At 70.7% G+C, this 24,842-nt stretch carries 21 protein-coding genes and 1 pseudogene; 7 read left to right on the forward strand and 15 right to left on the reverse strand.

The window, feature by feature from the left end; translation table 11 throughout:
* Nucleotides 1-4 precede the first annotated feature (4 nt).
* The 6 genes from hemQ to hemL are packed head-to-tail and all read left to right on the forward strand — an operon-like array spanning nucleotide 5 to nucleotide 5,993.
* The gene (hemQ, locus tag BLS97_RS01020) at nucleotides 5-736 is read left to right on the forward strand and encodes a hydrogen peroxide-dependent heme synthase (RefSeq protein WP_407938028.1); all 732 of its coding nucleotides are present in this window, start codon (nucleotides 5-7) and stop codon (nucleotides 734-736) included.
* Nucleotides 733-1,956 carry a ferrochelatase gene (locus tag BLS97_RS01025; protein ID WP_090474149.1) on the forward strand — a complete coding sequence of 408 codons (1,224 nt, stop codon included), beginning with the start codon at nucleotides 733-735 and terminating at the stop codon, nucleotides 1,954-1,956. The genes hemQ and BLS97_RS01025 overlap by 4 nt, the downstream gene beginning before the upstream one ends.
* Nucleotides 1,953-2,876 carry a hydroxymethylbilane synthase gene (gene hemC / locus BLS97_RS01030; protein WP_090474150.1) on the forward strand — a complete coding sequence of 308 codons (924 nt, stop codon included), beginning with the start codon at nucleotides 1,953-1,955 and terminating at the stop codon, nucleotides 2,874-2,876. Before BLS97_RS01025 ends, hemC begins: the two co-directional genes overlap by 4 nt.
* On the forward strand, nucleotides 2,873-3,655 hold the full coding sequence (locus BLS97_RS01035; RefSeq protein WP_090474151.1) for a uroporphyrinogen-III synthase: 783 nt from the start codon (nucleotides 2,873-2,875) through the stop codon (nucleotides 3,653-3,655). Before hemC ends, BLS97_RS01035 begins: the two co-directional genes overlap by 4 nt.
* Complete coding sequence (gene hemB, locus BLS97_RS01040) at nucleotides 3,652-4,668, forward strand: porphobilinogen synthase (RefSeq protein WP_090474152.1); 1,017 nt, start codon at nucleotides 3,652-3,654, stop codon at nucleotides 4,666-4,668. Before BLS97_RS01035 ends, hemB begins: the two co-directional genes overlap by 4 nt.
* Complete coding sequence (gene hemL, locus BLS97_RS01045; protein ID WP_090474153.1) at nucleotides 4,665-5,993, forward strand: glutamate-1-semialdehyde 2,1-aminomutase; 1,329 nt, start codon at nucleotides 4,665-4,667, stop codon at nucleotides 5,991-5,993. The genes hemB and hemL overlap by 4 nt, the downstream gene beginning before the upstream one ends.
* A 40-nt stretch (nucleotides 5,994-6,033) precedes the next feature.
* Here the strand turns inward: hemL and BLS97_RS22560 are convergent, their stop codons facing one another.
* Nucleotides 6,034-6,174, reverse strand: a complete 141-nt coding sequence (locus BLS97_RS22560; RefSeq protein ID WP_157695099.1) for a hypothetical protein — start codon at nucleotides 6,172-6,174, stop codon at nucleotides 6,034-6,036.
* Nucleotides 6,175-6,636: 462 nt separating this feature from the next.
* Between BLS97_RS22560 and BLS97_RS22565 the strand changes: the two genes are divergently transcribed.
* Nucleotides 6,637-7,422, forward strand: coding sequence for a hypothetical protein (locus BLS97_RS22565; RefSeq protein ID WP_157695100.1), 786 nt, complete (start codon nucleotides 6,637-6,639; stop codon nucleotides 7,420-7,422).
* Nucleotides 7,423-7,462: 40 nt separating this feature from the next.
* Here BLS97_RS22565 and BLS97_RS01065 read toward each other — a convergent pair whose 3' ends face one another.
* From BLS97_RS01065 to BLS97_RS01130, 14 genes and pseudogenes are all read right to left on the reverse strand, one after another.
* Entirely contained in the window at nucleotides 7,463-9,871 is a 2,409-nt protein-coding gene (locus BLS97_RS01065; protein ID WP_090474157.1) for a ComEC/Rec2 family competence protein, read from the reverse strand.
* On the reverse strand, nucleotides 9,868-10,773 hold the full coding sequence (locus BLS97_RS01070; protein WP_197676345.1) for a ComEA family DNA-binding protein: 906 nt from the start codon (nucleotides 10,771-10,773) through the stop codon (nucleotides 9,868-9,870). The genes BLS97_RS01065 and BLS97_RS01070 overlap by 4 nt, the downstream gene beginning before the upstream one ends.
* A gap of 407 nt (nucleotides 10,774-11,180) precedes the next feature.
* The gene (locus BLS97_RS01075) at nucleotides 11,181-11,828 is read right to left on the reverse strand and encodes a histidine phosphatase family protein (RefSeq protein ID WP_090474158.1); all 648 of its coding nucleotides are present in this window, start codon (nucleotides 11,826-11,828) and stop codon (nucleotides 11,181-11,183) included.
* A complete protein-coding gene (rsfS, locus tag BLS97_RS01080; RefSeq protein ID WP_090474159.1) occupies nucleotides 11,825-12,313 on the reverse strand; it encodes a ribosome silencing factor in 489 nt (162 codons plus the stop codon). Before rsfS ends, BLS97_RS01075 begins: the two co-directional genes overlap by 4 nt.
* 146 nt (nucleotides 12,314-12,459) lie before the next feature.
* Nucleotides 12,460-13,071 (reverse strand): annotated as a pseudogene (gene nadD / locus BLS97_RS01085) (nicotinate-nucleotide adenylyltransferase); the annotation flags it as partial.
* A 23-nt stretch (nucleotides 13,072-13,094) separates the two neighbouring features.
* The gene (locus BLS97_RS01090) at nucleotides 13,095-14,420 is read right to left on the reverse strand and encodes a glutamate-5-semialdehyde dehydrogenase (protein WP_090474160.1); all 1,326 of its coding nucleotides are present in this window, start codon (nucleotides 14,418-14,420) and stop codon (nucleotides 13,095-13,097) included.
* A complete protein-coding gene (proB, locus tag BLS97_RS01095; protein ID WP_090474161.1) occupies nucleotides 14,417-15,661 on the reverse strand; it encodes a glutamate 5-kinase in 1,245 nt (414 codons plus the stop codon). Before proB ends, BLS97_RS01090 begins: the two co-directional genes overlap by 4 nt.
* Nucleotides 15,658-17,250 carry a GTPase ObgE gene (gene obgE, locus BLS97_RS01100; RefSeq protein ID WP_090480985.1) on the reverse strand — a complete coding sequence of 531 codons (1,593 nt, stop codon included), beginning with the start codon at nucleotides 17,248-17,250 and terminating at the stop codon, nucleotides 15,658-15,660. The genes proB and obgE overlap by 4 nt, the downstream gene beginning before the upstream one ends.
* A 143-nt stretch (nucleotides 17,251-17,393) precedes the next feature.
* A complete protein-coding gene (rpmA, locus tag BLS97_RS01105) occupies nucleotides 17,394-17,672 on the reverse strand; it encodes a 50S ribosomal protein L27 (protein ID WP_090474162.1) in 279 nt (92 codons plus the stop codon).
* A gap of 16 nt (nucleotides 17,673-17,688) precedes the next feature.
* Nucleotides 17,689-18,003, reverse strand: coding sequence for a 50S ribosomal protein L21 (gene rplU / locus BLS97_RS01110; RefSeq protein ID WP_090474163.1), 315 nt, complete (start codon nucleotides 18,001-18,003; stop codon nucleotides 17,689-17,691).
* Nucleotides 18,004-18,349: 346 nt separating this feature from the next.
* Nucleotides 18,350-21,781, reverse strand: a complete 3,432-nt coding sequence (locus tag BLS97_RS01115; RefSeq protein ID WP_090474164.1) for a translation initiation factor IF-2 N-terminal domain-containing protein — start codon at nucleotides 21,779-21,781, stop codon at nucleotides 18,350-18,352.
* 318 nt (nucleotides 21,782-22,099) lie between these two features.
* Nucleotides 22,100-22,939: an ABC transporter permease gene (locus BLS97_RS01120; protein ID WP_090474165.1), complete on the reverse strand. Its 840-nt coding sequence runs from the start codon at nucleotides 22,937-22,939 to the stop codon at nucleotides 22,100-22,102.
* Complete coding sequence (locus tag BLS97_RS01125) at nucleotides 22,936-23,733, reverse strand: ABC transporter permease (RefSeq protein WP_090474166.1); 798 nt, start codon at nucleotides 23,731-23,733, stop codon at nucleotides 22,936-22,938. Before BLS97_RS01125 ends, BLS97_RS01120 begins: the two co-directional genes overlap by 4 nt.
* Nucleotides 23,733-24,689 carry an ABC transporter ATP-binding protein gene (locus tag BLS97_RS01130; RefSeq protein ID WP_090474167.1) on the reverse strand — a complete coding sequence of 319 codons (957 nt, stop codon included), beginning with the start codon at nucleotides 24,687-24,689 and terminating at the stop codon, nucleotides 23,733-23,735. The genes BLS97_RS01125 and BLS97_RS01130 overlap by 1 nt, the downstream gene beginning before the upstream one ends.
* Between the last annotated feature and the right edge of the window lie 153 nt (nucleotides 24,690-24,842).

A 24,842-nucleotide genomic window follows, 5' to 3' on the forward strand; every position in this document is an offset into this window, starting at 1 on the left:
GAAGATGGATGACATGAGCAACGACGATGCCGTCACCGCAGCCCCCGCCATCCGGGCCAGCGCGCGGGAGATCAACGATTCGATCCGCTACACCGCCTTCGCGGTCTACACCCGCGCGGGCGACCTGGACGCCCCGGACGACAAGGCGACCGCCGAGTTGAGCGAGCTGGTCGCCGCACTGGCCGACCGGGACGTGCAGATCCGCGGTTTCTACGACGTCTCGGCCATGCGTGCCGACGCCGACCTGATGGTCTGGTGGCACGCTCCGACGGCCGAGGCGCTCCAGCAGGCCGCACGCTCGCTGCGCCGCACCGCGGTGGGGCGCAGCCTGCACCCGTCCTGGTCGGCCATGGGTCTGCACCGGCCGGCCGAGTTCAACAAGGGCCACATCCCCGCCTTCCTGGCCGGAGCCGAGCCCAAGAACTGGGCCACCGTCTACCCGTTCGTCCGTTCCTACGAGTGGTACCTGCTGCCCGACGCCGAACGCCGGGGCATGCTGGTCGAACACGGGATGATGGGTCGCGAGTACACCCAGGTGCTGAGCAACACGGTCGCCGCGTTCGCCCTGGGCGACTACGAATGGTTGCTCGCGCTGGAGGCCGACGAACTGCACGACACGGTCGACCTGATGCGCCACCTGCGCTCGTCCACCGCGAGAATGCATGTGCGGGAGGAGATTCCCTTCTTCTCCGGGCGGCGCATCGACGAGGCCGGCGTCATCGACGTGCTCCGTTGAGCGGTTCGTCACCGGACCTGCAGACCGCCGGCGGCGTGAGCCCGTCGACCCTGGAGTACGACGCGGTGTTGCTCGCGGGCTTTGGCGGCCCCGAAGGCCCGGACGAGGTGATGCCGTTCCTGCGCAACGTGACCAGGGGCCGCGGCATCCCCGACGAACGTCTCGTCGAGGTGTCGCACCACTACCAGGCCCTCGACGGCATCTCGCCGATCAACGAGCAGAACCGCCGGCTCCGCGCTGCCCTGCAGGCCGAACTGGAACGTCGCGGCGTCCGGGTGCCGGTCCTGTGGGGCAACCGCAACTGGGCTCCGTTCATCGCCGATGTCGTCGCGCAGGCCGCGCGGGACGGACAGGTGCGACTGCTCGGGCTGGCCACGTCGGCCTACTCGTCGTACTCGTCCTGCCGGCAGTACCGCGAGGACTTCGGGTTGGCACTGCAGTCGACCGGCCTGGTCGGCACCGTCCGGATCGACAAGGTGCGGCCCTACCACGACCGCCCGGGGTTCATCGACCCGTTCATCGACGGCGCGAAAGCGGCGGTGGCGCAGGCGTTGTCGGCCGGACTGGCCCTGGAGGACCTGGAGCTGGTCTTCACCACCCACTCCATCCCCATGACGATGGCCGCGTCGGCCGGTTCGGCCTCCCTCGGTGATCACACCCCGACCGGTGCCTACGTTGACCAGCATCTGGCCGTGTGCGGCGTGGTGGCCTCTGCCCTCGAGTCCTGGTTCGGCCGGCCACTGTCCTGGCAGCTGGCCTACCAGTCACGCTCCGGACCGCCGTCCATGCCGTGGCTGGAACCCGATGTCAACGACGTCATCTCGGGCCTGCCCGCGCTCGGCCGCCGCGGTGTCGTCGTCATCCCGGTGGGCTTCGTCTCCGATCACGTCGAAGTGGTCTGGGACCTGGACAACGAGGCCCTTGACACCGCCACCTCGCTCGGCCTGTGGTTCCACCGGGTAGCCACGCCGGGCACCGATCCCCGGTTCGTGTCCGCACTGGTCGACCTGCTGATGGACCGGCTCGAACCGGCCCTGGCCCCCCCGCGGATCTCGGCCACCGGCTGCCCGGCCCGTCCGGACTTCTGCGCCGCGCAGTGCTGCGTCAACGCCCGAGGGCCGAAACCGACCACGGCCGCGGTCGATTCGGCCGCCGACTGGCAGCAGCTCGACGTCGATCCGGCCCGGCTGGCCGCCTCGGGCATCCGGAACGCGCCGTGACCGACCACCTGCGGGTCGGAACCCGCGGCAGCACACTGGCTCTGGCCCAGTCCGGTCTGGTCGCCGACCAACTGGTCGCCATCTCCGGCGGGACCGCCGAGCTGGTCCGGATCCGGACTCAGGGGGACGTGAATCAGGGTCCGCTGGCCAGCATCGGGGGCACCGGGGTGTTCGTCATCGAGGTGCGGTCGCGACTGCTGGCCGGCGACGTCGACGTGATCGTGCACTCACTGAAGGATCTGCCGACGGCCGCGGCGGACGGCCTGTCCCTGGCCGCGGTGCCGGTACGGGAGGATCCGGCCGACGCACTGTGTGCCCGGGACGGACTGACCATCGACGAGCTGCCGGCCGGTGCCTCCGTTGGCACCGGCTCGCCCCGCCGGGCCGCGCAGCTGTTGCGGCTGCGGCCGGATCTTCAGGTGCGGCCCATCCGCGGCAACATCGACACCCGGCTGGGTCTGGTCACGTCGGGCACCTTGGACGCGGTGGTGCTGGCCGCGGCCGGTCTGTCCCGGATCGGGCGCGGCGCCGCCATCACCCAGAGGCTGGACCCGAACCTGATGCTGCCCGCCCCGGCCCAGGGTGCCCTGGCCGTGGAGTGCCGGGCGCTGGACGCCGACGGCTCCTGGTTCGCCGGCGCCCTCCGCACCCTCGACGACGGCGGGACCCGGGCGGCGGTGGTCGCCGAACGGACCCTGCTGGCGGCCCTGGAGGCCGGCTGCACGGCACCGGTCGGCGCCTACGCCACCGTCTCGGCCGGCCAACTGACCCTGACCGGGGCCGTCATGGCCATCGACGGAAGCCGCGAGATACGCAGTCGCATCAGCGGTCCGGCCGGCAGTGCGGCTGAGCTCGGCGCGCAGCTGGCCGCGGAGCTGATCGACGATGGGGCCGCCGATCTGCTGTCGGCCGCGCCATGACCCCGCTGAGCGGCTGGCGGGTCCTGCTGCCCCGCTCCGAGGGTCGGGCGTCCTCGCTGGTCGACCTGCTGTGGGCGGAGGGCGCGGTCGCCCAGGCCATTCCCATGATCGCGATCCACCCGCCGAGCGATCTGGCGGCGCTCGACGGGGCGACCATGGCCCTGTCGGCCGGCGAGTACGACTGGGTCGGCTTCACCTCGGTCAACGCCGTCGATGCGATGCTGCGCCGCGCGGAAAGGCTGGCCCTGCACCCGGTGATCTCGGCCGACACCCGCGTTGCGGCGGTCGGCCCGGCCACGACCGCCGCTCTCCGGGGCGCCGGGTTCCCGGTCGATCTGAACCCCGAGCGCGGCGGCTCGGCCGCCGCCCTGGCCTCGATCTGGCCGACCGCCCGAACCGGCGAGTCGGTGCTGCTGCCACAGTCCGAGATCGCCGCCCGCACCTTGGCCGACGCCTTGTGGGCCAAGGGATACATGGTGGAGCCCGTCGTCGCCTACCGGACGTTGCCGGTCCCACCGGCTCCGAGTGTCGCCGCCGATCTGGCCGACGGCCGGTTCGAGGCCGTCCTGTTCACCTCACCGAGCACGGTCGACGCCCTCGCCTCGACGGTCATCGCGCCCGGCACCGCGATCGGGGTGATCGGCCCGACCACCGCCGCCGCCGCCGGAGCCGCCGGGCTGCCGATCGCCTTCACCGCCACCGACCCGACCGACGCCGCCCTGATCGCCGGCCTGGTCGCCCACGCCACCCGCCACCCGCTCAGAAGGTCGACCCGATGACGCCTCCACACCCGTCCGCCTACCCGTCGTTCCCGGTCAGCCGGCCACGACGGCTGCGGCGGACTCCACCGCTGCGTCGCCTGGTCGCCGAGACCCGTCTGCATCCGGCTGATCTGGTACTGCCAATGTTCGTCAAGGAATCCCTGACCGAGCCGTCGCCCCTCGGTTCCATGCCGGGCGTCCTGCAGCACACCCGTGATTCACTGAAAGCGGCTGCGGTGGAAGCGGTGTCGGCCGGGGTGGGCGGGCTGATGATCTTCGGGATCCCGGCCGAGCGGGACGCGGTCGGTACCGCGGCCAGCGAGCCGGACGGCATTCTGAACCTGGCTCTGGCCGATCTGAAGGCCGAGGTGGGCGACGCGACCGTGCTGATGGCCGACCTGTGCCTGGACGAATTCACCGACCACGGCCACTGCGGCGTGCTCGACGCCCGGGGCGCGGTCGACAACGATGCGACCCTGGTGCGCTACGCCGAAATGGCGCTGGCCCAGGCTGCCGCCGGCGCTGACCTGCTCGGCACCTCCGGGATGATGGACGGACAGGTCGGGCACATCCGGGGCGCCCTGGACGGCTCCGGCAACATCGACACCGGCATCTTCGCCTACGCGGCCAAGTACGCGTCCGCGTTCTACGGACCGTTCCGCGAGGCCGTCGACTCGGCGTTGATCGGCGACCGCCGGACCTATCAGCAGGACCCGGCCAACCGCCGCGAGTCGGCCCGCGAAGTGGCGCTGGACCTCGCCGAGGGCGCCGATCTGGTGATGGTGAAGCCGGCCATGAGTTACCTGGACGTGCTGTCCGACGTGGCCGCCTCGGTGGACGTACCGGTTGCCGCGTACCAGGTGTCGGGCGAGTACGCCATGGTCGAGGCGGCCGCCGCCCACGGCTGGATCGACCGGGACCGGGCCGTGCTCGAGACGCTCACCTCCATCCGGCGCGCCGGCGCGTCGATCATCCTGACCTACTGGGCGACCGAGGTCGCGACCAAGCTGAATGCGGGACGACAGATATGAACGACCATTTCGACGTGACGGCTGCCCCCAACAGTGCCGCGCTGTTCGCGCGCGCCTCCAGGGTGACCCCGGGCGGGGTGAACTCGCCGGTACGGGCATTCCGTTCCGTCGGCGGCACCCCGCGTTTTATGTCGTCCGGGCGCGGGGCGTACATCACCGACGCCGACGGCAAGGAGTACGTGGACCTGGTCGGGTCCTGGGGTCCGATGATCCTCGGGCACTCACACCCGGACGTCATCGCCGCGGTGCGGGCGGCCGTCGACCGGGGGCTGTCCTTCGGAACGCCCGGGGTCGGCGAGGTGGCGCTGGGCGAGGAGATCGTCGCCCGGGTGGCCCCGGTGGAGCAGGTTCGACTCGTCTCGTCCGGCACCGAGGCGACCATGTCGGCGATCCGCCTCGCGCGCGGATTCACCGGCCGACCGAAGATCCTGAAATTCGCCGGCTGCTACCACGGGCACGTCGACGCGCTGCTCGCCTCGGCCGGGTCGGGCGTTGCCACGTTCGCGCTGCCCGACTCCGCCGGTGTCACCCGGTCGACCACGGCCGAGGTGATCGTGGTGCCCTACAACGACATCGAGGCGGTCCGGGCGGCGTTCGCGGCCGAACCCGGCGTCATCGCGGCCGTCATCACCGAGGCCGCCGCGGCGAACATGGGCGTGGTGCCCCCGCTCGACGGATTCAACGCCGAGCTCGCGTCGATCGCCCACGCCGACGGGGCCCTGCTGATCTCCGACGAGGTCATGACCGGGTTCCGGCTCAGCCGGTCCGGGATGTTCGGCCTGGACGGTGCGCGGCAGGGCTGGACACCGGACCTGATGACCTTCGGCAAGGTGATCGGCGGCGGCCTGCCGGTCGGTGCGTTCGGCGGCCGGGCCGACGTCATGAGCCTGCTGGCCCCGCTGGGCCCGGTGTACCAAGCCGGGACGCTGTCCGGGAACCCCATCGCCACCGCGGCCGGGCTGGCCAACCTCCAGGGTTGCACCGACGACCTGTACCGGCACCTGGACGCAACCGCCCTGGCGCTCGGCGATCTCGCGTCCGCGGCCCTGGCCGCGGCCGGAGTGCCGCACCGGTTGCAGCGGGCCGGGAATCTGTTCTCGATCTTCTTCGGCCCCGACGAGGTCCGCAACTACGACGACGCCCGCCGCCAGAACACCACCGCTTTCGCGGCGTTCTTCCACTCCATGCTCGACGCCGGGGTCTACCTGCCGCCGTCGGCCTACGAGGCGTGGTTCGTCTCCGGCGCCCACGACGACACCGCCCTGGCCCGGATCGCCGACGCACTGCCGGCGGCCGCGCAGGCGGCGGCGTCCCAACTGGTCTGATCCGGCCGCGCCGGTCTTCCCCGTCACCGCGAGGTCGCGGTCACGGGGAACGGCGCAAGGTCAGGACGGCGTCGACGTCGACGTCGGCGAACCCGACCGGATCCTCCTGCGGCACGTTGTGCCCCGCGGGCAGCTGGCGATATCCGTCGGCCCGCCCGCTCCGAGCAAGTAGGACTGGCACCGGGGCTACTTTGTGGACCAGACGTTCGTCGTGCCTCCGGCGCGCGTACTCCTGCCCGGCGAGGTGAGGTGACGCGATGAGAGTGCGCAAGATGCTCGTCGTGTCGGCAATCGTTGCCGGCAGCGTCCTGGGAGCCGCCGGATGCTCGAAGGACTGCCATACGATCAGCGGCTCGAGCGGCGTCATCGTCTCGTTAGCGTCTCTGTGAAGCCGACCGAAGGCCGGCCCAACGGACCAGGTTGCCCGCCCACGGAATGGAACGCACCTGTCGTCGTGTCTACAACCGGCCTGACCGCCGCGCAGTCCTGAAGCGGACTATCCAACACCCCGGCACCTCAGGTGGCCTTGCTTCCAGCAGCGACGCCGGTCCGCATGTCCGGTGGAGTCGTTGCCGGTGGTTGTCGGTGCAGGCTGGGAGGATCAGGTGGCAACGACCTCAGCACCCGACGCCAAGGACATCACATGCCTCCCCGTAAACCCCCGCGCCCCACCCCGCCCGATGTCGAGGTCCTGCGCACGGCACTGGATCTGGGCAAGATCGTGAAGGTCGGCATCGCGCCGTCCGACCAGTTCCCGGACGGGGTGACGGGGCGAGTACGGCGGATCGGTGATCCGGCCGTCGACGGCGAGGAGTTCGTGTTCGTCGAGGTTCCGGTGGGCGGGGCCAAGGACGTACTGCCCTTTGCCCCCGGTGACCTGATCGGTGCCCCGCCCCGACGGTCGGCCGGCGCCGTGGCGACCGCCGCCGCGGCCGTTCCGTCCGCGGGAGCGCCGAAGCCGCGATCCCCCCTGCCGCCGTCGCGGCCGGCCGGGCGGCCCGTCCCGCCGGCCGGGTCGGCCTCCGCATTGGCATCGGCCGCGGCCCCGACCCCGGCCCCGGGCGTACCGACGTCCGCGCCCGCCGAGGCCCGGACGAGCACAGCCGCGCCCGGCGGGCCGAAACCGGCTAAGGCACCGGCTGTCCGGGGTCGGCGCGCTCCGGTGACGATCACCATCAGCACGACCGGCGACGAGTCGGCAGCATGGCGCATCGACGCCCGGATCGGGGCGAAGGTGGCCGTCCGTCCGACCGTCGTCGCGCCGTCCAGGGTCTGGGAGATCGTCCAGTCCCTCGGCGAGCCGAAGCTGACCGAATTGGTGCAGACCCTGCTCGACGATCACCGCCGGAGCACTCAGGCCCGGGCCGACGCCCTCGCCGCGGAACTGTCCGCCCTGCAGGCGGAGCTCAGTTCGTTCCCCGATCGCTAGGTCGCACGATCGGTCGGGAGAGCAGACCTTGCCGGCGCCGTCAGGCGCCGTCGTTCCCGCCTCGGACGTGTCCGGAGCCGGCGGGCAGGACGGCGCCACGGGTGACGGTGCGCACTTGACCGTCGATGACGCAGACCGCGGCATCACCCTGCAGATCCGTGCGCAGCACCTGGGCCCCGACGGACGATAGTTGGGCCAGAGCCTTCGGACTGGGCTGACCGTAGTCGTTGTCGCGCCCCACGCCGATCACCGACACCTGGGGATGAACGGCCGCGATGAACGTGGGCAGGATCTTCGCCGACCCGTGGTGGGGCTGCTCGAGCACATCGGCCGACAGATCCGCCCCGTTGTCCAGCAGCTGCTGTTGGGCCTCGTTCTGCACGTCCCCGGTCATCAGGATGCGGAGGCCCGCGATGCGGGCCATCAGCACCACCGAGTCGTTGTTCTCGTCCGAATCGGTGCCACGGAACGCCGACGTAGGACCCAGCACATCGACGGCAAGATCCCCACTGGCCCAATGGGTTCCCCTGGGCAACCCGACCACCGGGATGCCCTTGGCGGTCGCCCGGTCGTTGATCGTGCGCCACGCGGACGGCGAATCGCGATCGGGACCGACCGCGATCGCCCCCACACTCCGGCCGGCGAGGACGCCGGCCAGCCCGTCGACGTGGTCGGCGTGCAGATGAGTCAGCACCACCAGCGGCACCGTGCCGATCTTCAACCGGCGCAGACACGCGTCCATCAGCGCCGCATCCGGCCCGGCGTCGACCACGATCGCCGTCCCCGGCTCGCCGGTGGACAGCACCATCGCATCACCCTGGCCCACCTCACACCCGACCAGCACCCAGCCCGGCGGCGGCCAACCGAGCGAGATCACCTGGGCCGGAACCAGGATCACACCGGCGCCGGTGACGACCGCCACCGCCAGCGCCCTGATGCGGCGTTGCCGCAACAACAACAACCCGGTCAGCAACAGGCCGGCCAGCCCGAGCACACCCGGCACGCTGGCCGGCCAAGGCAGGGACGCGCCTTCCCACCGGGCCAGTCGATGGGCCACGAAGGCGATCCACTGCAGGAGCGGTTGATCGATCCGGGCCAGGGCCATCGCACCCCCGGGCCACCACGGGCCGGCCACGGCACAGGCCATCCCGATCACCAGGGCCGGCCCGACCACCAGCGCCGCCAGCAGGTTGGCCGGAATCGACGACAGGGATATCGCGCCGCTCAGCGCGGCGATGACCGGCATGGTGGCCACGTGAGCAGCCGCCGGGACAGCCAGCAGATCGGCCCAGCCGGACGGAAACCCCCTTCGCTGCAAAGCCTTCGACCACACCGGGGCGATCAGGACGAGACCGGCGGTGGCCTGCACCGACAACGCGAACCCGACCGACCGGCTCAGCGTCGGGTCGTACAGCAGCAGGCCGATCACGGCGGCCGCGAGCGCCGGCAGGGCCGACCGGGCGCGTCCGACCAACAGCGCGACCAACGCGACCGAGCCCATCACCGCCGCGCGCAGCACCGACGCTCCCGGACCGACCAGCACCACCAGCCCGAGCAGCACGGCCGCTCCCCCGGCGACGGCCGGCCGCGGGCCGGCCCGGCGCAGGAGCAGCACGGCCACTCCGCACAGCAACGCGAAATGTGATCCGGACACAGCCAGGAGGTGGGTCAGGCCGGTGGCCTTGGCGTCCGCGGTCAGCTCGGCCGGGATACCGTCGGTGTCGCCGACGACCAGACCCGGCAGCAATCCCCGAGCGTCACCCGAGAGTTGGGCTGCGTTGTCCCCCAAGTGTTTCCGGATGGCGGCGCCGGCCCGCTGCCACCACGGCGCAGCGGCGAGAACCACCGGGTCCCCACGCACCTTGACCATGGTTCCGGGCAGCACCGCATACCCGTCCGGGGCCAACAGCCCGCTGATCTCGATCTGCTCGCCGGGCACCAGCTCCGGCCACGCCGGCCCGTCGGCCATCAGGCTGACATCCGCGCCGGGCTCGAACTGAACGGTCCCGATCCGCGCCGAGTCCGCGTGTGCGGTCAGCAACCAGCGCTCTGCCGGTCGTTCGGTCGCGCTGTCCGTAGCCGGGAACGAACTCTGGATCGCCCGGGCCGGCACCGACACCGTGACCCGAAGAGTGGCCCACGAGCCGTTGGCTCCGGCCACCGTCAACGGGTTGTCCGCGGCGGCGTGGGCCTGCAGCACCGAGACGAGGAGCGAGGCACCGAAGCCGGCGGTCATCACCGCACCCACCGTCCACCATCGCTTCCGCGTCAGGGCCGCCGCAGCCACCGTGATCGCCGCCGCGGCAACCGACATCGTCACCTGTAGCAACGACATCCGTTCGGCGAGGGCGAGTCCGACCAGCGCGCCGGCCCACACGGCCAACGCCATGGGCATCAGCCGCAGGTCGACCGGGACCGGAGCGTCCTCCTCCTTCCACCGGCGCGTCACACGGTGACCAGCTTCGCCAGGGCGGCAAACTTCGCTGGACCGATGCCCTGGATCTCCTGCAACTGCTCGACCGAGGCGAACCGGCCGTTCTTCTCCCGCCACGCGACGATGGCCGCCGCCGTCACCGGGCCGACCCCGGGCAGCGCGTCCAGCGCCGCCGCATCGGCGGTGTTCAGGTCCAGCTTGCCGGCCGGCGCACCGGCGGTACCGGATCCCCCGCCGCCGCCATCCGAGCCCGAGACGAATGAGCCAGAGGAGGCCCCGCTCGATGGATCGGCGCGGTCGGCCACCACCACCGACGCTCCGTCGGTGAGCTTCGCTGCCAGGTTCAGACCGGTCAGGGTGGCCGATGACGTTGTGCCACCGGCTTTCGCGATGGCGTCGGCCACCCGCGCGCCGGACGGCAACCGCACCAGCCCCGGCCTCCGGACGGCGCCGGTGACCGAGACGACGACGGTGGCGCTCTGGGTGGCGTCCGCCCGGGCGGTGCCCGTCGCCGGGTGACCACGCGATGCAGTGCTCCGGGCGCCGGTCGTCCCAGGCGTCCGGTCGGTGGCCACCGCCGATGCCTGGGCCAGCGACACCGCTTGCACCGGACGGGGTTCGGGTCGGTCGCGCCAGACCCCGATCGCGGCCACCGACGCGGCAACGGCGGCGACCAGGGTGAGCAGCAAAGCGCCCCGCTTCCCGGGATCGATGCGGCTGTCCCGCAACGAGTCCGGTACCCATCGCTGCGCCAGACGGCCCCATCGTCGGGATCCCGGCCCGGATGCCCCGCGCCTCGTCCGGGCCGGTCGACCTTCGGCCGGGCCGCGGGCGGTGTCATCGTCGATCGGCTCACCCGGGCGGGACCGGTCGCTGTCCCAGACACCGGCGAAGTCGTCCTCGTCGTCCTCCGGCACCCAGCCACCGGCCGCCGGACGAGTCGGCGGACCCGGATCCGGCGGACGGGTCGGTCCCGGGGACGGCGCCGGACGCGTCCGCAGGCCGTCCAAACGATGTCGGGAATCTGGTCGATGTCGCACACCGGCGACGCTACGTACGGGCCGGGTCGCCGATCCAGCGTCGATCGCAGTTTGTGGATGACCAGGCGCATGGGGACAACTGGCGCTTCGCTGTCCCCATCGAGCGGTGTGCGGCCGGAACTCGACAGAAAGTTGTACACACGGCCGGTATCAGAACCGGTGATGCGCCACTCTCATTGCGTACAGGCAGTTGGCGCCACCCCCGACTGGCGCCGACTGCCTGTTCCGGCAGCCCACCCGCCGCCGGCGCGGGTCGGACCGCCAACGTCCGGTGCAGCGGGCCCTCATGCGCCCGCGAGTTCCTCTTCGCCACCGGCGAGTACCACTCCGCCGAGTCCGGCGTTGTAGGAGTGCAGCCGCCACGCGCCCATGAACCGATGCAGCACGACCCAATGGCAGTTGCCGATGCCGATCAGGGTCGCCCAGGAGTCCTCGGGCAGGTCCAGCAGCAACCCGGTCAGCCCGACGATCAGGCCGCCGTGAGCGACGAGCAGAGCCCGTTCGACGTCACCGGCATCGAGCTCGTCCACCACCCCGTTGGCCCGCGCCGCCACCTGCCACCGCGATTCACCCTCCGGCGGCGAATTGTGCGCCGATGTGGCCCGCCACCGTTCCCACTGCCCCGGCCAGCCGGCGACGACTTCGGCCCGGGTCAACCCTTCCCACAGACCCATCGACGTCTCGCGCAGCCGCCGGTCGACGGCGACCTCGAGCCCGGAGAGTTCGGCCACCGGGGCCGCCGTGCTCCGCGCCCGCGAAAGGTCCGACGACACGATCACCTGCGGTGCCAGCGCGGCCACGGACGGGGCCGCCGCGACGGCCTGCCGGCGGCCGACGGCGTTGAGCGCGACGTCACGATGCCCCTGCAACCGCGCCTCGGCGTTCCAGTCGGTCTCGCCGTGGCGCATCAGGATCAGGTGCTGGAGAGTCACTCGGCCAGGCGCCCGTCGACGGCCCTCTCGTCGCCGAAATCGCCCGGATCCTCACCGGACAGTTCGGCGTAGGCAGCCGGGATCGCCGCCGGATCGGCCGCCGCGCCGAGCTCACCATCCGGTGCGTCCGCATCCACCCAGGGGATCACCGGGCAGTCGCGCCACAAGCGGTCCAGGGCGTAGAACACCCGCTCCTCGGAGTGCTGGACGTGCACGACCACGTCCAGGAAGTCCAGCAGGACCCAGCGGCCGTCACGTTCGCCTTCGCGCCGGACCGGCTTCACGCCGCTGGCGCGCATCTTCTCCTCGACCTCGTCGACGATGGCCGAGACCTGACGCTCGTTGGCGCCGGTGACGATGACGAAGATGTCGGTGATGGCCAGGCGATCGGAAACGTCGACCAGCAACACGTCCTTGGCCAATTTGTCGGCGGCGGCCTGAGCGGCCACCTTTGCCATGGCGATGGCGGAATCGGTTGCGGTCACTGCACTCCCTCGATTGTCACGACGCCGTGTGCGCCGTTCGGTACTACTTCTTCCGGTACTGCTTCGGATCCTTCGATCGGCTCGAATTCCGTCCGGACCGGCTCCGCGGTCACGAGCCCGGACGACGCGGACACCGATGGCCGGGCGTACAGCCCGTACTTGCCGATGTACTGCACGACGCCGTCCGGCACCAGGTACCAGACCGGCGCGCCGGCGGCCACCCGACGACGGCAGTCGGTGGAACTGATGGCCAATGCCGGAACCTCGATCAGGGTCACCGCGCCCTTGGGCAGCGGCAGATCGCCCAATACGTAACCGGGGCGGGTGACACCGATGAAATGGGCCAGTTCGAACAGGTCGTCGACGTCCTTCCAACCCATGATCGCCGACAGCGCGTCGGCCCCGGTGATGAAGAACCATTCGGCGTCCGGCTCGCGGCGGCGCAGGTCGGTCAGCGTGTCCTTGGTGTAGGTCGGGCCGGCCCGGTCGATGTCGACCCGCGAGACCGAGAACCGCGGGTTGGCCGCGGTCGCGATGACGGCCATCAGGTAGCGATGCTCGGCCGGGCTGACCTCGCTCTTCTGCCACGGCTGCCCGGTGGGCACGAACAGCACCTCGTCCAGTTCGAACCGGTCGGCCACCTCGGAGGCGGCGACCAGGTGGCCGTGGTGGATGGGGTCGAAGGTGCCACCCATGACGCCGATGCGACGGCGGCCGGACGGGACGGCGGGGCGGTTGCGCCGAGGCGGCAGGGCCAGCCCACCAGGGTCGACGGGAAGGGTCACGACGTCGCTCTGATCTGCCCGGAGCCGGTCAGCACGTACTTCGTGCTGGTCAGCTCGACCAGGCCCATGGGCCCGCGGGCGTGCAGCTTCTGGGTCGAGATGCCGATCTCGGCCCCGAAGCCGAACTCGCCACCGTCGGTGAAGGCGGTCGACGCGTTGACCACCACGGCGGCCGCGTCGACCCGGGACGTGAACTGCCGGGCACTGCGCAGGTCAGAAGTCACGATGGCCTCGGTGTGGCCAGTGCCGTGGGTGTTGATGTGCGCGATGGCGGCGTCCAGGTCGTCGACCACGGCCGCAGCGATGTCCAGGCTCAGGTACTCCGTGTCGAAGTCGGCGTCGACCGCCGGAACCAGGTTGGTCAACGTTCCGCCCATTTCCATGACGGCCGGGTCGGCGTGCACGGTGACGCCGTTGGCGGCCAGGGCTTCCAGCGCCCGGGGCACGAACAGACCGGCGATATCGGCGTGCACCAGCAGGGTCTCGGCGGCATTGCACACCGACGGCCGCCGCACCTTGGAGTTGATCAGGATGTCGACCGCCATGTCGAGATCAGCGAAGGCATCGACGTAGACGTGGCAATTACCGACGCCGGTCTCGATCACCGGCACCGTCGAGGAGTTCACCACGGCCTGGATCAGGCCGGCGCCACCACGCGGGATGATCACGTCGACCAAGCCGCGCGCCGTCATCAGGTACTTCACCGATTCCCGGTCGGTACCCGGCACCATCTGCACCGCGTGCCGCGGAAGACCGTGCGCCACCGCGGTTTCGGACAGGATGCGGACCAGGACCGCGTTCGACGCCTGGGCCGAGGCGCTGCCCCGCAGCAACGCGGCATTGCCCGATTTCAACGCGATGCCGGCGGCGTCGACCGTGACGTTCGGACGCGCCTCGTAGATGATCGCGACCACTCCGAGCGGCACCCGGACCTGGGTCAACTGCACCCCGTTGGGCAGCACGTTGCCGCGCACCACGGTGCCGATCGGATCGGGCAGCGCGACCAGGTCCTCCAGGCCGCGGGCCATGGCTTCGACGCGGGATTCGTTCAGACGCAGGCGATCCACCAGGGACTCCGGCGTACCGCCCTCGACGGCGGCCCGGACGTCGAGTTCGTTGGCGGCCAGGATGTCGGCCAAGTGGTCCCGCAGCGCGGTGGCCATGGCGGTGAGTACCTCGTCCTTGGTGGCACGGGACAGCAACGCCAGTTCCGCGGCCGCGGCCCGCGACCGTTCCGCCGCTTCCAGCACCTGTTCGCGGGTCGCCGACACCGATCGAGTCGGGTCGGCCGAGCCGGCGCCGGGTTTCGCGGTCCCAGTCATCTCGGGCCTCCAACGACAGTCGTCACATTCTCCGCGGCTCCGGCCGCCCTGGTGCCACCAACGGCGATCAGGTCGTCGGCGTGCACCACTTCGTGGCGTAGCTCTTCGGGCAGGTCGGACAGCGAACGGCCGATGATCCCGGGCAGGTCGGCCGCGTCGTGGCCGACGAAGCCCCGGGCCACGGCAATCCCGTCCGGGCCGAGGAGGTCGACGACATCGCCGGACTCGAACTCGCCGGACGCACCGAGGATCCCGGCCGGCAACAACGACTTCCGGCGGCCCACCACCGCGGCCACCGCTCCGGCGTCCAGAACCAGCGATCCGGAACTGGTCGCCGCGTGTCGCAACCAGAACAGCCGCGCACTCGTGCGGCGACCGGCGGGCGCGAAAGAGGTTCCCACCGAAGGGATTTCGTGCGAGGAAGGACCGCCGGCCAGTGCCGCGCCGGCATCGGTGGCACTGGCCAGCAGCACCGGGATCCCGGCGCCGGTGGCCATCAAAGCGGCGGACAGCTTGGAGGCCATCCCTCCGGTGCTGACGTCGCTGGACGGGGCCGCGATCTCGATACCGGACAGGTCGGCCGGACCGCCGACGTCCGGGATGCGGACCGACGAAGGGTCGCGCGGATCACCGGTGTACAGCGAATCGATGTCGGACAGCAACACCAGCGCCTCGGCTCCGACCAGGTGGGCCACCAGCGCGGCCAACCGGTCGTTGTCACCGAACCGGATCTCGGCCGTGGCCACGGTGTCGTTCTCGTTCACCACCGGCACCACTCCGAAGGACAGCAGTTTGCCGAAGGTCCGCTGGGCGTTGCGATAGTGCGCGCGACGCACGACGTCATCGGTCGTCAGCAGCACCTGGCCGACCCGGAGGCCATGGCGGGCAAAGGATCCGGCGTACACCTGGGCCAGCAGTTGCTGACCGACGGACGCCGCCGCCTGCTGGGTGGCCAGATCCCGCGGGCGGCGCTTGAGTCCGAGCGGGGCCAGCCCGGCCGCGATGGCACCGGAGGACACCAGGACGACCGATGAACCGGCCCCGGCGCGAGCGGCCAACGAGTCGACCAGCGCGTCCAGCCGCTGCGGATCCAGGCCGCCGGCCGAGGTCGTCAACGACGACGACCCGACCTTCACGACGATCGTCCGGGCCGCACCGATGGCCGCCCGGGCGGCCGGGGGCGACGCCGCTGCGGGGTCCGATCCCGTCGCGCCGGCGACGGGCACAGCCGGATACGTCATCGCGGCTGCTCTTGCTCCCGGACTTCGTCGGCGTCCCGCTCGTCCAGCGCGTCCCACTTGGTGTCCGACCAGCCTTCGTCGTCCCACGCCGCCTGGCCGCCGTCGCGCGGGGCCAGCCGGGCGCGGAGCACCTCGATGTCGGTGTCGACCAGCTCCGGGTTCTCCACCTCCAGGCCACGACGCAGGCGGTGCAGCGCCTTGCGGTCGGCCGCACCGACGCGCTCGGGCTGGTCCAGTCGACGGTCCGAGCCGCGTTCGATCGGCTCCAGGTTGACCCCGGCCAGTGTGGTCGGTTCCCAGTCGAAGCTGATGTTGCCGATCTGCACGGGCGCGCCGGGCTGGGCGCCCAGCTTCGACAGCTTGTCCTCGACACCCAGACGGGCCAACCGGTCGGCGAGATATCCGACGGCTTCGTCGTTGTTGAAGTCGGTCTGCAGGATCCAGCGCTCGGGGCGGACGCCGCTGACGATGAACCCACCGTCGACGTCGGGATCCTCGACGACGCGGAACTGCTCCTCGTCGAATGCCGACGGCCGCACGATGATGCGCTGCGCCACCTTGGCCGGCCGGGACGACCGGTCGGTCGCCACGACTTCGGCCATCGCGTACTTCAAGGCGTTCAGGCCTTCGTGGGTGGCCGTAGAGATCGGGAAGACGCGGTAGCCGGCCGCCTCGAGATCCGCCTGGACGAACTCGGCCAACTCACGGGCGTCGGGCACGTCAATCTTGTTCAGCACCACGAGGCGGGGCCGTTCGGCCAGATCGTCGGACAGCGACGGGGTGTACTGGGCCAGCTCGGCCTCGAGGGCCTCGATGTCGGAGACCGGGTCGCGGCCGGACTCGAAGGTGGCGCAGTCGACGACGTGCACCAGCACGGAGCAACGCTCGATGTGCCGGAGGAACTCCAGGCCGAGGCCCTTGCCCTGGCTCGCCCCCGGGATCAGGCCAGGGACATCGGCGATGGTGAAGATCTCGGCACCGGCGGTCACCACGCCGAGGTTCGGCTCCAGCGTGGTGAACGGGTAGTCGGCGATCTTCGGGCGGGCCGCGGAGAGCACCGACACGAGCGAGGACTTGCCGGCCGACGGGAAGCCGACCAGCCCGACATCGGCCATCGACTTGAGTTCCAGGGTGATGTCGGCGACGTCACCCGGTTCCCCGAGGAGGGCGAAACCCGGCGCCTTGCGGGCCCGGGAGGCCAGCGCCGCGTTGCCCAGACCACCGCGGCCGCCCTTGGCGGCGATGAACCGGGTGCCGACACCGACGAGGTCGGCCAGCATGTTGCCGTGCTGGTCGAGGACGACCGTGCCTTCGGGGACCAGAAGTTCCAGGCCGGCGCCGTTGGCCCCTTCTCGGTTGTCACCCGAACCGCCCTTGCCGTTGCCGGCTTTGGCGTGCGGGTGGAAGTGGAAATCGAGCAGGGTGTGGACGTTCGCGTCCACCACGAGGGTGACGTCACCGCCGTTGCCACCGTTGCCACCGTCGGGACCGCCGAGCGGCCTGAACTTCTCCCGATGAACCGAGGAACATCCGTGACCGCCATCACCGGCCTGCAAGTGCAGGACGGCCCGGTCGACAAATCGAGCCATGGGCACCTCCTAGCGAAATTTTCTTGCAGGGACAGATCTTCGGTCTATGCACTTCAACCCGGAAAGAGGCGCACCGATTCCGGGAATGGAAAAGGGGCGGGCCCGGGAAGCCCGGATCCGCCCCTTCTCACTGTCGAACCAACTCAGACGCTGACGGCCTCGGCGGCTTCGACGACCGGAACGATGTTCACGGTCTTGCGGCCACGCTTGCTGCCGAACTCGACCGAGCCGGCGGCGAGGGCGAACAGGGTGTCGTCCTTGCCGCGGCCGACCAGGTCGCCCGGGTGGAACTTGGTGCCACGCTGACGGATGAGGATCTCGCCGGCCTTGACGACCTGGCCGCCGAAGCGCTTGACGCCCAGGTACTGGGCGTTGGAGTCGCGACCGTTACGAGAGCTGGATGCGCCCTTTTTGTGTGCCATGTCTGTTCAGCCTCTCTCAGGCGCCAACGGTGATGCCGGTGACGCGCACCTGCGTCAGCGGCTGGCGGTGCCCCTGGCGCTTGTGGTAGCCGGTCTTGTTCTTGAACTTGTGGATGACGATCTTCGGGCCCTTGGTGTGGGCGACAACCTCGCCGGACACCGTGACGCCGGCCAGATCGGCGGCCGTGGTGGAAATCTGGATGCCATCGACGAGGAGCACAGCCGGGAGGGTCACGGCTGCGCCGAGCTCGCTCTCGAGCTTCTCGATCTCGATGACGTCGCCCTCGGCGACCTTGTACTGCTTGCCGCCGGTCTTGACGATCGCGTACATCGTGGACGCGCCTTCCTCAACTGTTCGTGTGCTGCTGTCAGGTCTCCGCTCCCAGGGATGAGCCCCGGGGACGAGGTAATTCCGTTTGTCGCTTCCTCGCGCTGAACTACCGACGCGAGGTTCCTGCTGCCCTACCGGCCACCCGTCCAGGCGTGAACCCGGCGGAGCCGACCCCGTATCGCCGGGCGATCCCGTTACCGAGATGACCCGCGCCGAGATGGGCTCTGTGCCGGGCAGCAGAAGACCCGCCGCGATGCAGCGGGCAGACGCCCTACTCTACCTTTGGCATGGCCGTGGGGCCAAACCAGCACGATCCCGGCTGGTCAGGCCCCACGGCAGGCCCGGATCAGGAGGTCGGAGCGGCCGGTCCGGCCGGGCGGGACGCGGCCCGGCGACGGCGCGCGGGCGCCTTCACCGCGACTGGCTCGCCATCGACCGGGGCGGCCACGGCCGGCGTGGTGAGCACCGGCTCGGCGATCACCGCGGCCGGCACCTGCGCCGGGGGCCCTGCCGACGCCTCGGCGGAGCCGTTCGGCGCCGCCTCGGCTGCGGCCGCGCCGGCTGCTCGGCTGCCCCGGCGTCGTGCCGGGGCCCGCTTACGGGCGACCGGCGGTTCCGTCGCGACGACCGGTTCTGCCGGCTCGGCGACCGGTTCGACCGTCGCGATCGCACCTTCGACGGCCTGCGCCGCTTCCGCCGCGATCGCGGCCTGTACGTCGGCCACTGCCTCCTCGGCCTCCAACTCGGCCACCACGTCCTGCGCGCCGGCTGCGGCGACATCGACGACCGGTTCGACGACCTCGGGGGCCTGGACCTCGGGAACGGCCACGGTCTCGATCACCGGGACCTCGGGGGCGGCCACGCTCAGCACATCCTCGGCCGGCGCGGAACCGGTCACCGGGGTTGGGGCACCGGCCGGGCGACCGGCCGCACGGCGACCACGGCGACGGCCACCGGTCGGCTCAGTCGTTTCGACGACCGGCGCGAGACCGACCGGAGCTCCGGCAACCGGCTGCGATGCGACCGGCTGCGACGCGGCCTGCTGCAACGCCTGCCGGTCGAGGGCGGCCAGGACGGCCGAAACGGCGTCGGAGGCGTCCCTGGACTTCGGTGCGTTGAAGGACGCGTCGCCCCGGGCCGGGGCGGCCGCGGCAACCATCGGCCGCTCGGTCGGGCCGTCGGGCCGGTGCTCCTCGTGGTGTTCGTCGACGCCACGCACCGGCGGCTTCGGACCGCGCGGATCCGGCGGCCGCACCGCGGCAGCCACCACCTTGACGACCGGCTGCTCGGCGACGGCTGCTTCCTGGCGACCCCGACCGCGACGATTACGGCCGGAACGGGCCTCGGCGTCGTTGTCCGCCGTCACCGCCGCTTGGTCCTGAATCGGGACGTCGTGCAGGATCAGCCCGCGTCCGTGGCAGTGCGGGCAAGGCTCGGAGAAGGCCTCGACCAGCCCGGTACCCATCTTCTTGCGGGTCATCTGGATGAGCCCGAGCGAGGTGACCTCGGCGACCTGGTGGCGGGTCCGGTCTCGACCGAGACACTCGGTCAGCCGCCGCATCACCAGTTCACGGTTGGACTCCAGCACCATGTCGATGAAGTCGACGACGATGATCCCGCCGATGTCGCGCAGGCGCAGCTGCCGCACGACCTCCTCGGCCGCTTCCAGGTTGTTCTTGGTGACGGTCTCCTCGAGATTGCCGCCGGAGCCGGTGTACTTGCCGGTGTTCACGTCGATGACCGTCATGGCCTCGGTGCGGTCGATCACCAGGGAGCCGCCGGACGGCAGGTAGACCTTGCGCTCCAGCGCCTTGGCGATCTGCTCGTCGATCCGGTAGGCCGCGAAGACATCGTTGGGTCCGTCGTACTTGGACACCCGGTCGGCCAGTTCCGGCGCGACCGCGTTGATGTAAGCGGACACCGGCTCGTAGGCCTGGTCGCCGTCGAGCACCAGCCGGGTGATGTCGGAGTTGAACAGGTCGCGGACGACCTTGATCAGCGTGTCCGGCTCGGCCGAGAGCAACAGCGGAGCGTTCGACTTCTTCTGCGCCTGGCGGGAGATCTCCTCCCACTGGGACTTCAGGCGTTCGACGTCACGGGCCAGTTCCTCCTCGGCCACACCCTCGGCCGCGGTACGGATGATCACTCCGGCGTCCTCGGGGACGATCCGATCCAGGATCGACTTCAGGCGCTTGCGCTCGGTGTCCGGCAGCTTCCGTGAGATACCGGTCGCACCGCCGCCCGGCACGTAGACCAGGAAGCGACCGGGGAGGGAGATCTGCGTGGTGAGACGGGCGCCCTTCTGCCCGACCGGATCCTTGGACACCTGGACCAGCAAGGTGTCGCCGCCGGACAACGCGGTCTCGATGCGGCGGGCCTTTCCGGCCAGACCAGCAGCGTCCCAGTTGACCTCACCGGCGTACAGGACCGCGTTGCGCCCCTTGCCGATGTCGACGAACGCAGCTTCCATCGACGGCAGCACGTTCTGCACCTTGCCGAGGTAGATGTTGCCCATCAGCGACTCGGAGCCGGCGCGGGACACGAAGTGCTCGACCAGAACGCCGTCCTCGAGCAGCGCGACCTGCGCCAGGTCACCGCGCTGCCGGACGGCCATGACGCGTTCGACCGCCTCGCGGCGGGCCAGGAATTCGGCTTCGGTGAGGATCTGCGGTCGGCTGCGGGTGCCCCGGCCCTCCCGGCGACGCTGACGCTTGGCCTCCAGCCGCGTCGACCCGCGAACCCCCTGGACCTCGTTGGAGCTGCTGCCGGCGGCCTTCTCGCTGCGCGGCTCGCGAACGTGGATGACCGTGTTGTCCGGTTCGTCCTCGGTCTTGCCCTCGTCGGCACCGCCCTCGGACGAACCACCGCGCCGACGCCGACGCCGACGCCGACGGGTCGCCCCGTCGCCACCGGTCTCTTCCTCGCCGGACTCCTCGTCCTCTTCGGTTTCGCCCGACGGCTCCGACTCGTCCGCAGTGCGCTCGCCGTTCTCCGCGGACGGCTCCTCGCCGAACTCGTTCGACTCGTCCTGACCATCGGATACCCGTCCGCGCCCACGGCGGCCACGGCGCCGACGACGACGAGCCGCCTGCTCGCTCTCTTCTTCCTCGTCCGTGGTCGAGACCTCGCCGGTGGTCGACGCGCCTTCGCCCTCGGTCTCGACCTCGGCGGAGATCTGTTCCCCGACCTCGGCTACCGGACCGGTCGACGGTGCGGCCACCGTGTCGGCCTCGTGCTCAGCCTGCTCGGTCGCGCGGCCTCGACCGCCGGAACGACCACGACGACGGCGACCGGAGCGGGAGGCGCCGGTCTCCTGGGCTTCGGCGTCGACCTCGGCCACCTCGACGGCCACGGCCTCGGTCACCTCGACCGGTACGGGAACGGCACCGGCGTCCAGGGTGGGTTCGGCGGTCTCGGCCGTGGTGGCCTTGGCCCCGCGGCGGCGGCGGGCCGGCTTCGCCTCGGCCGGCGGCAGGAACAGGGGGGCGGCGAAGAATCCGGGGTCGAGCTCGGCCGAGGTGCTCTCCACCGCGGCGACCAGGTCCGGCTCCGCGGGCGGCGCACCGGCCACTCCGAGGAGGGCGGTCAGGTAGGTGGTGGCGTCGGCCGCGGGCACCGAGGACGATGCCGAGCCGACCGTCACACCGGCCGCGGCGAGCCCGGCGATGACCTCCTTGGAGGTCAGACCGGCCCGTTTGGCCAGTTCGTGCACCCGTAACTTGGTCGGTAGATCGGCCAGCGCCTGATCAAGGGAAATGGTTGTGTCCGAAGCAGTCACAGCTTGTTGGTTCCTCTCTCAAGGCCCCCGGGCGCGTTGAGAGAACGCGTCCGCACAGGAGCCTTCACGAATATCGATGTCCTGCCCGACGCGAACGCCGGACAGGGAAGTCTGCAGTGGTCCAGCCGACTCGGCCCTGCTGCGGCGGCGAGCGAACCCGTCGATGTGTCACGCATCGGAGAGCTTCGTCGCCGGCTCGCACAAGGCCCACTGGCTGGGTCCGAGCCGGGAAATCCCAGCACCGAACCACCCCCAGTATCCCACACGGGGACCGACGGGCCGGTTCCGACGCGGATCGTGCGCTCCGACGGCAGCCCGTCAGCGCAGCAGCAGCCTCTCCAGGCGGCGCGACGCGACCGCTACCCCGACCATCATCATCACCGCGAAATAGACCAGATGGAGGAAGAGAGAGGGGGTCACCAGCCCGAGACACAGGCCGCGCATCAACTCGATCGCGTGATAGAGGGGCAGGCATTCCACCACGAGCTGGATCGGCCGGGGATAGACCCCGAGCGGGTAGAACGTGGTCGAGAACAGGAACATCGGCAACAGCGCGACGGTGACCCACTCCAGGTGCTGGAACGTCTTCATGTAGGACGTGACCGCCATGCCAACAGCCGCGAAACCGAAGGCGACGAGGAGCGCGACCGGCACCGCCAACAGCGCCCACCAGGACGAGAGCAGGCCCAGCGCCAGCAGCACCAGCACGAAGGCGCTCGAGTACAGGCCCCCGCGGAACAGCGACCAGATGATCTCCCCGAGCGCGACGTCGACCGGACCGAGGGACGTCGCCAGCATCCCGTCGTAGAGCTTGGCGAACTTCATCTTGAAGAAGACGTTGTTCGTCGAATCGAGCACCGCGCCGTTCATCGCCGAGGTGGCCAGCAGGGCCGGCGCGATGTACGCGGCGTAGGAGATCGGTACACCGTTCCCGACGTGGATCGGTCCGACCAGCGCGCCCAGCCCACGACCCATTGCCAGCAGGTAGAACAGCGGCTCGAAGAACCCGGAGACGACGGCCAGCCACGACTGCTTGTAGACCCGCAGCGCTCGCTCCAGGATGACGTGGGTCCGGCCCGCGTACAGGTGCAGGGGCACCACCCGCAGCAGCAACAATGACGGCCCCCGACCGCGGGTCGGGAGGTGCCGGCTCGTCATACGACCAACCGCCGCTCGAACTTCGCTCGCGCGAGCCACCAGCCCAGCCCGGTCAGCAGCACCAGCAGGGCCAGGTGCCCCAGCCCGGGCCACCATCGCCAGTCTCCGAGGGCGGCGGCGCGGGCCAGTTCGTTGCCGTGCCAGAGCGGGGAGATCCACGCTAGCGGGCGCGCGGCCACCGGCAGCGCACTGATCGGGAAGAACGAGCCGGAGACGAGCGTCATCGGGACCAGGCCGAACCGGAACACCACGTTGAACGCCTGCCCGTCCTTCCTCAGTACCGCCGACAGCGCGACGACCCACACCGCACAGGACAGGCCGGTCAACACGGCGATCGGGATCATCAGGACGCCGGCCGGTCGCCCGGCCACGCCGAACGCCAGCAGCACCAGGTAGTAGATCGCCGACCCCAGCGCGAGCCTCAGCCCGATGAACAGCACCTGCGCATCGGCCACCTGCCCGGGCGTGACCGGAGTGGAGGTGATCCCCCAGAACACCTGGGTCCACTTGAACCCACCCAGGACGGGGAACGACGCCTCCCCGACGCCGGTCTGCACGGCCGCCGCGGTGAGCAGGGCCGGGGCCAGGAAGCGCACGTAGTCGACCCCGCCGAGCGATGCGGTGCCGTTGCCTGCGTCGACCAGGGAGCCGAGACCGACGCCGAGGGCGACCAGGTAGAGCAGCGGGGTGACGATCGACGAGAAGATGCTCGAGGTGAGGAACCGCCGGGCGACCCGCAGCCGGTATTCGACGACCATCAGGGTGCCCGATCGCGTGGTGGCGGCGCCCGTCATCAGTCGACCAAGCTCCGGCCGCTGAGCCGGAGGAACACGTCCTCCAGGGTCGACCGGCGGACCAGAGTGGACACCGGCCGCAACCCCCGTCCCAGGGCACTGCTCAGGGCCTCCTCACCGTCGGAGGTGTACAGCAGCAACCGGTCCGGGAGCACCTCGATCCGGTCCGCGAGATCGGCGACCCGGGGCTCGGCCTCGCGCTGGGCCCCTGGAGCGAACCGGAGCTCGAGGACCTCGCGGGTCGAGTAGCGCTCGATCAGCTCCGTCGGCGAACCCATGGCCGCGATCCGACCACCATCCACCACCACCAGCCGGTCGCACAGCTGCTCGGCCTCGTCCATGTAATGGGTGGTCAGGATCAGCGTGACCCCCTGCTGCTTCAACCGGAACAGCCGGTCCCAGAGCACGTGGCGGGCCTGGGGGTCCAACCCGGTGGTCGGCTCGTCCAGCAGCAGCATCTCCGGGTCGTTCATCAACGACCGAGCGATGGTCAGCCGGCGCTTCATCCCACCGGAGAGAGACTCGACCGTGGCCTTGGCCTTGTCCTGCAGCTGCGCGAACTCCAGCAACTCGTCGGCCTTGGCCCAGCATGCCTTGCGGCTGATCCCGAAGTAGCGGCCGTAGATGAACAGGTTCTCCCGCACCGACAGCTCGAGGTCCAGGTTGTCCTGCTGGGGCACGACACCGATCCGGGCCCGGATGGCGATGCCGTCGAGCGACGGGTCCAGCCCGAGGATGCGCAGGTCGCCGCCGGTGCGCGGGGAAACGCAGGCGATCATCCGCATGGTCGTCGACTTGCCGGCGCCGTTGGGACCGAGGAAGCCGAACGCCTCGCCCCGCGGAACCTGCAGGTCGATCCCCCGCACCGCGTGGACCGGGTCACCCCCCTTGACGGGGAAGGACTTGCGCAGCCCGACCGCGCTGATCATCGAACCGTCACGGTCCGCCGCCGTCATCGACGGCGTCCCGGATCCGCGCCCCACCCCAGACATCTCAGTCACAGGTTGGGACCGTACGCCAGGGAGCCGACAGTCTCACGCGAGTAGAAGCCGAGCCGGGCGCATCACTCAGCATTTGCGCAGGTAAGACGAACGACACCCGGTCAAGTA

The sequence above is a fragment of the Nakamurella panacisegetis genome (assembly GCF_900104535.1).
In the GTDB taxonomy this organism is placed as follows: Bacteria; Actinomycetota; Actinomycetes; order Mycobacteriales; family Nakamurellaceae; genus Nakamurella; species Nakamurella panacisegetis.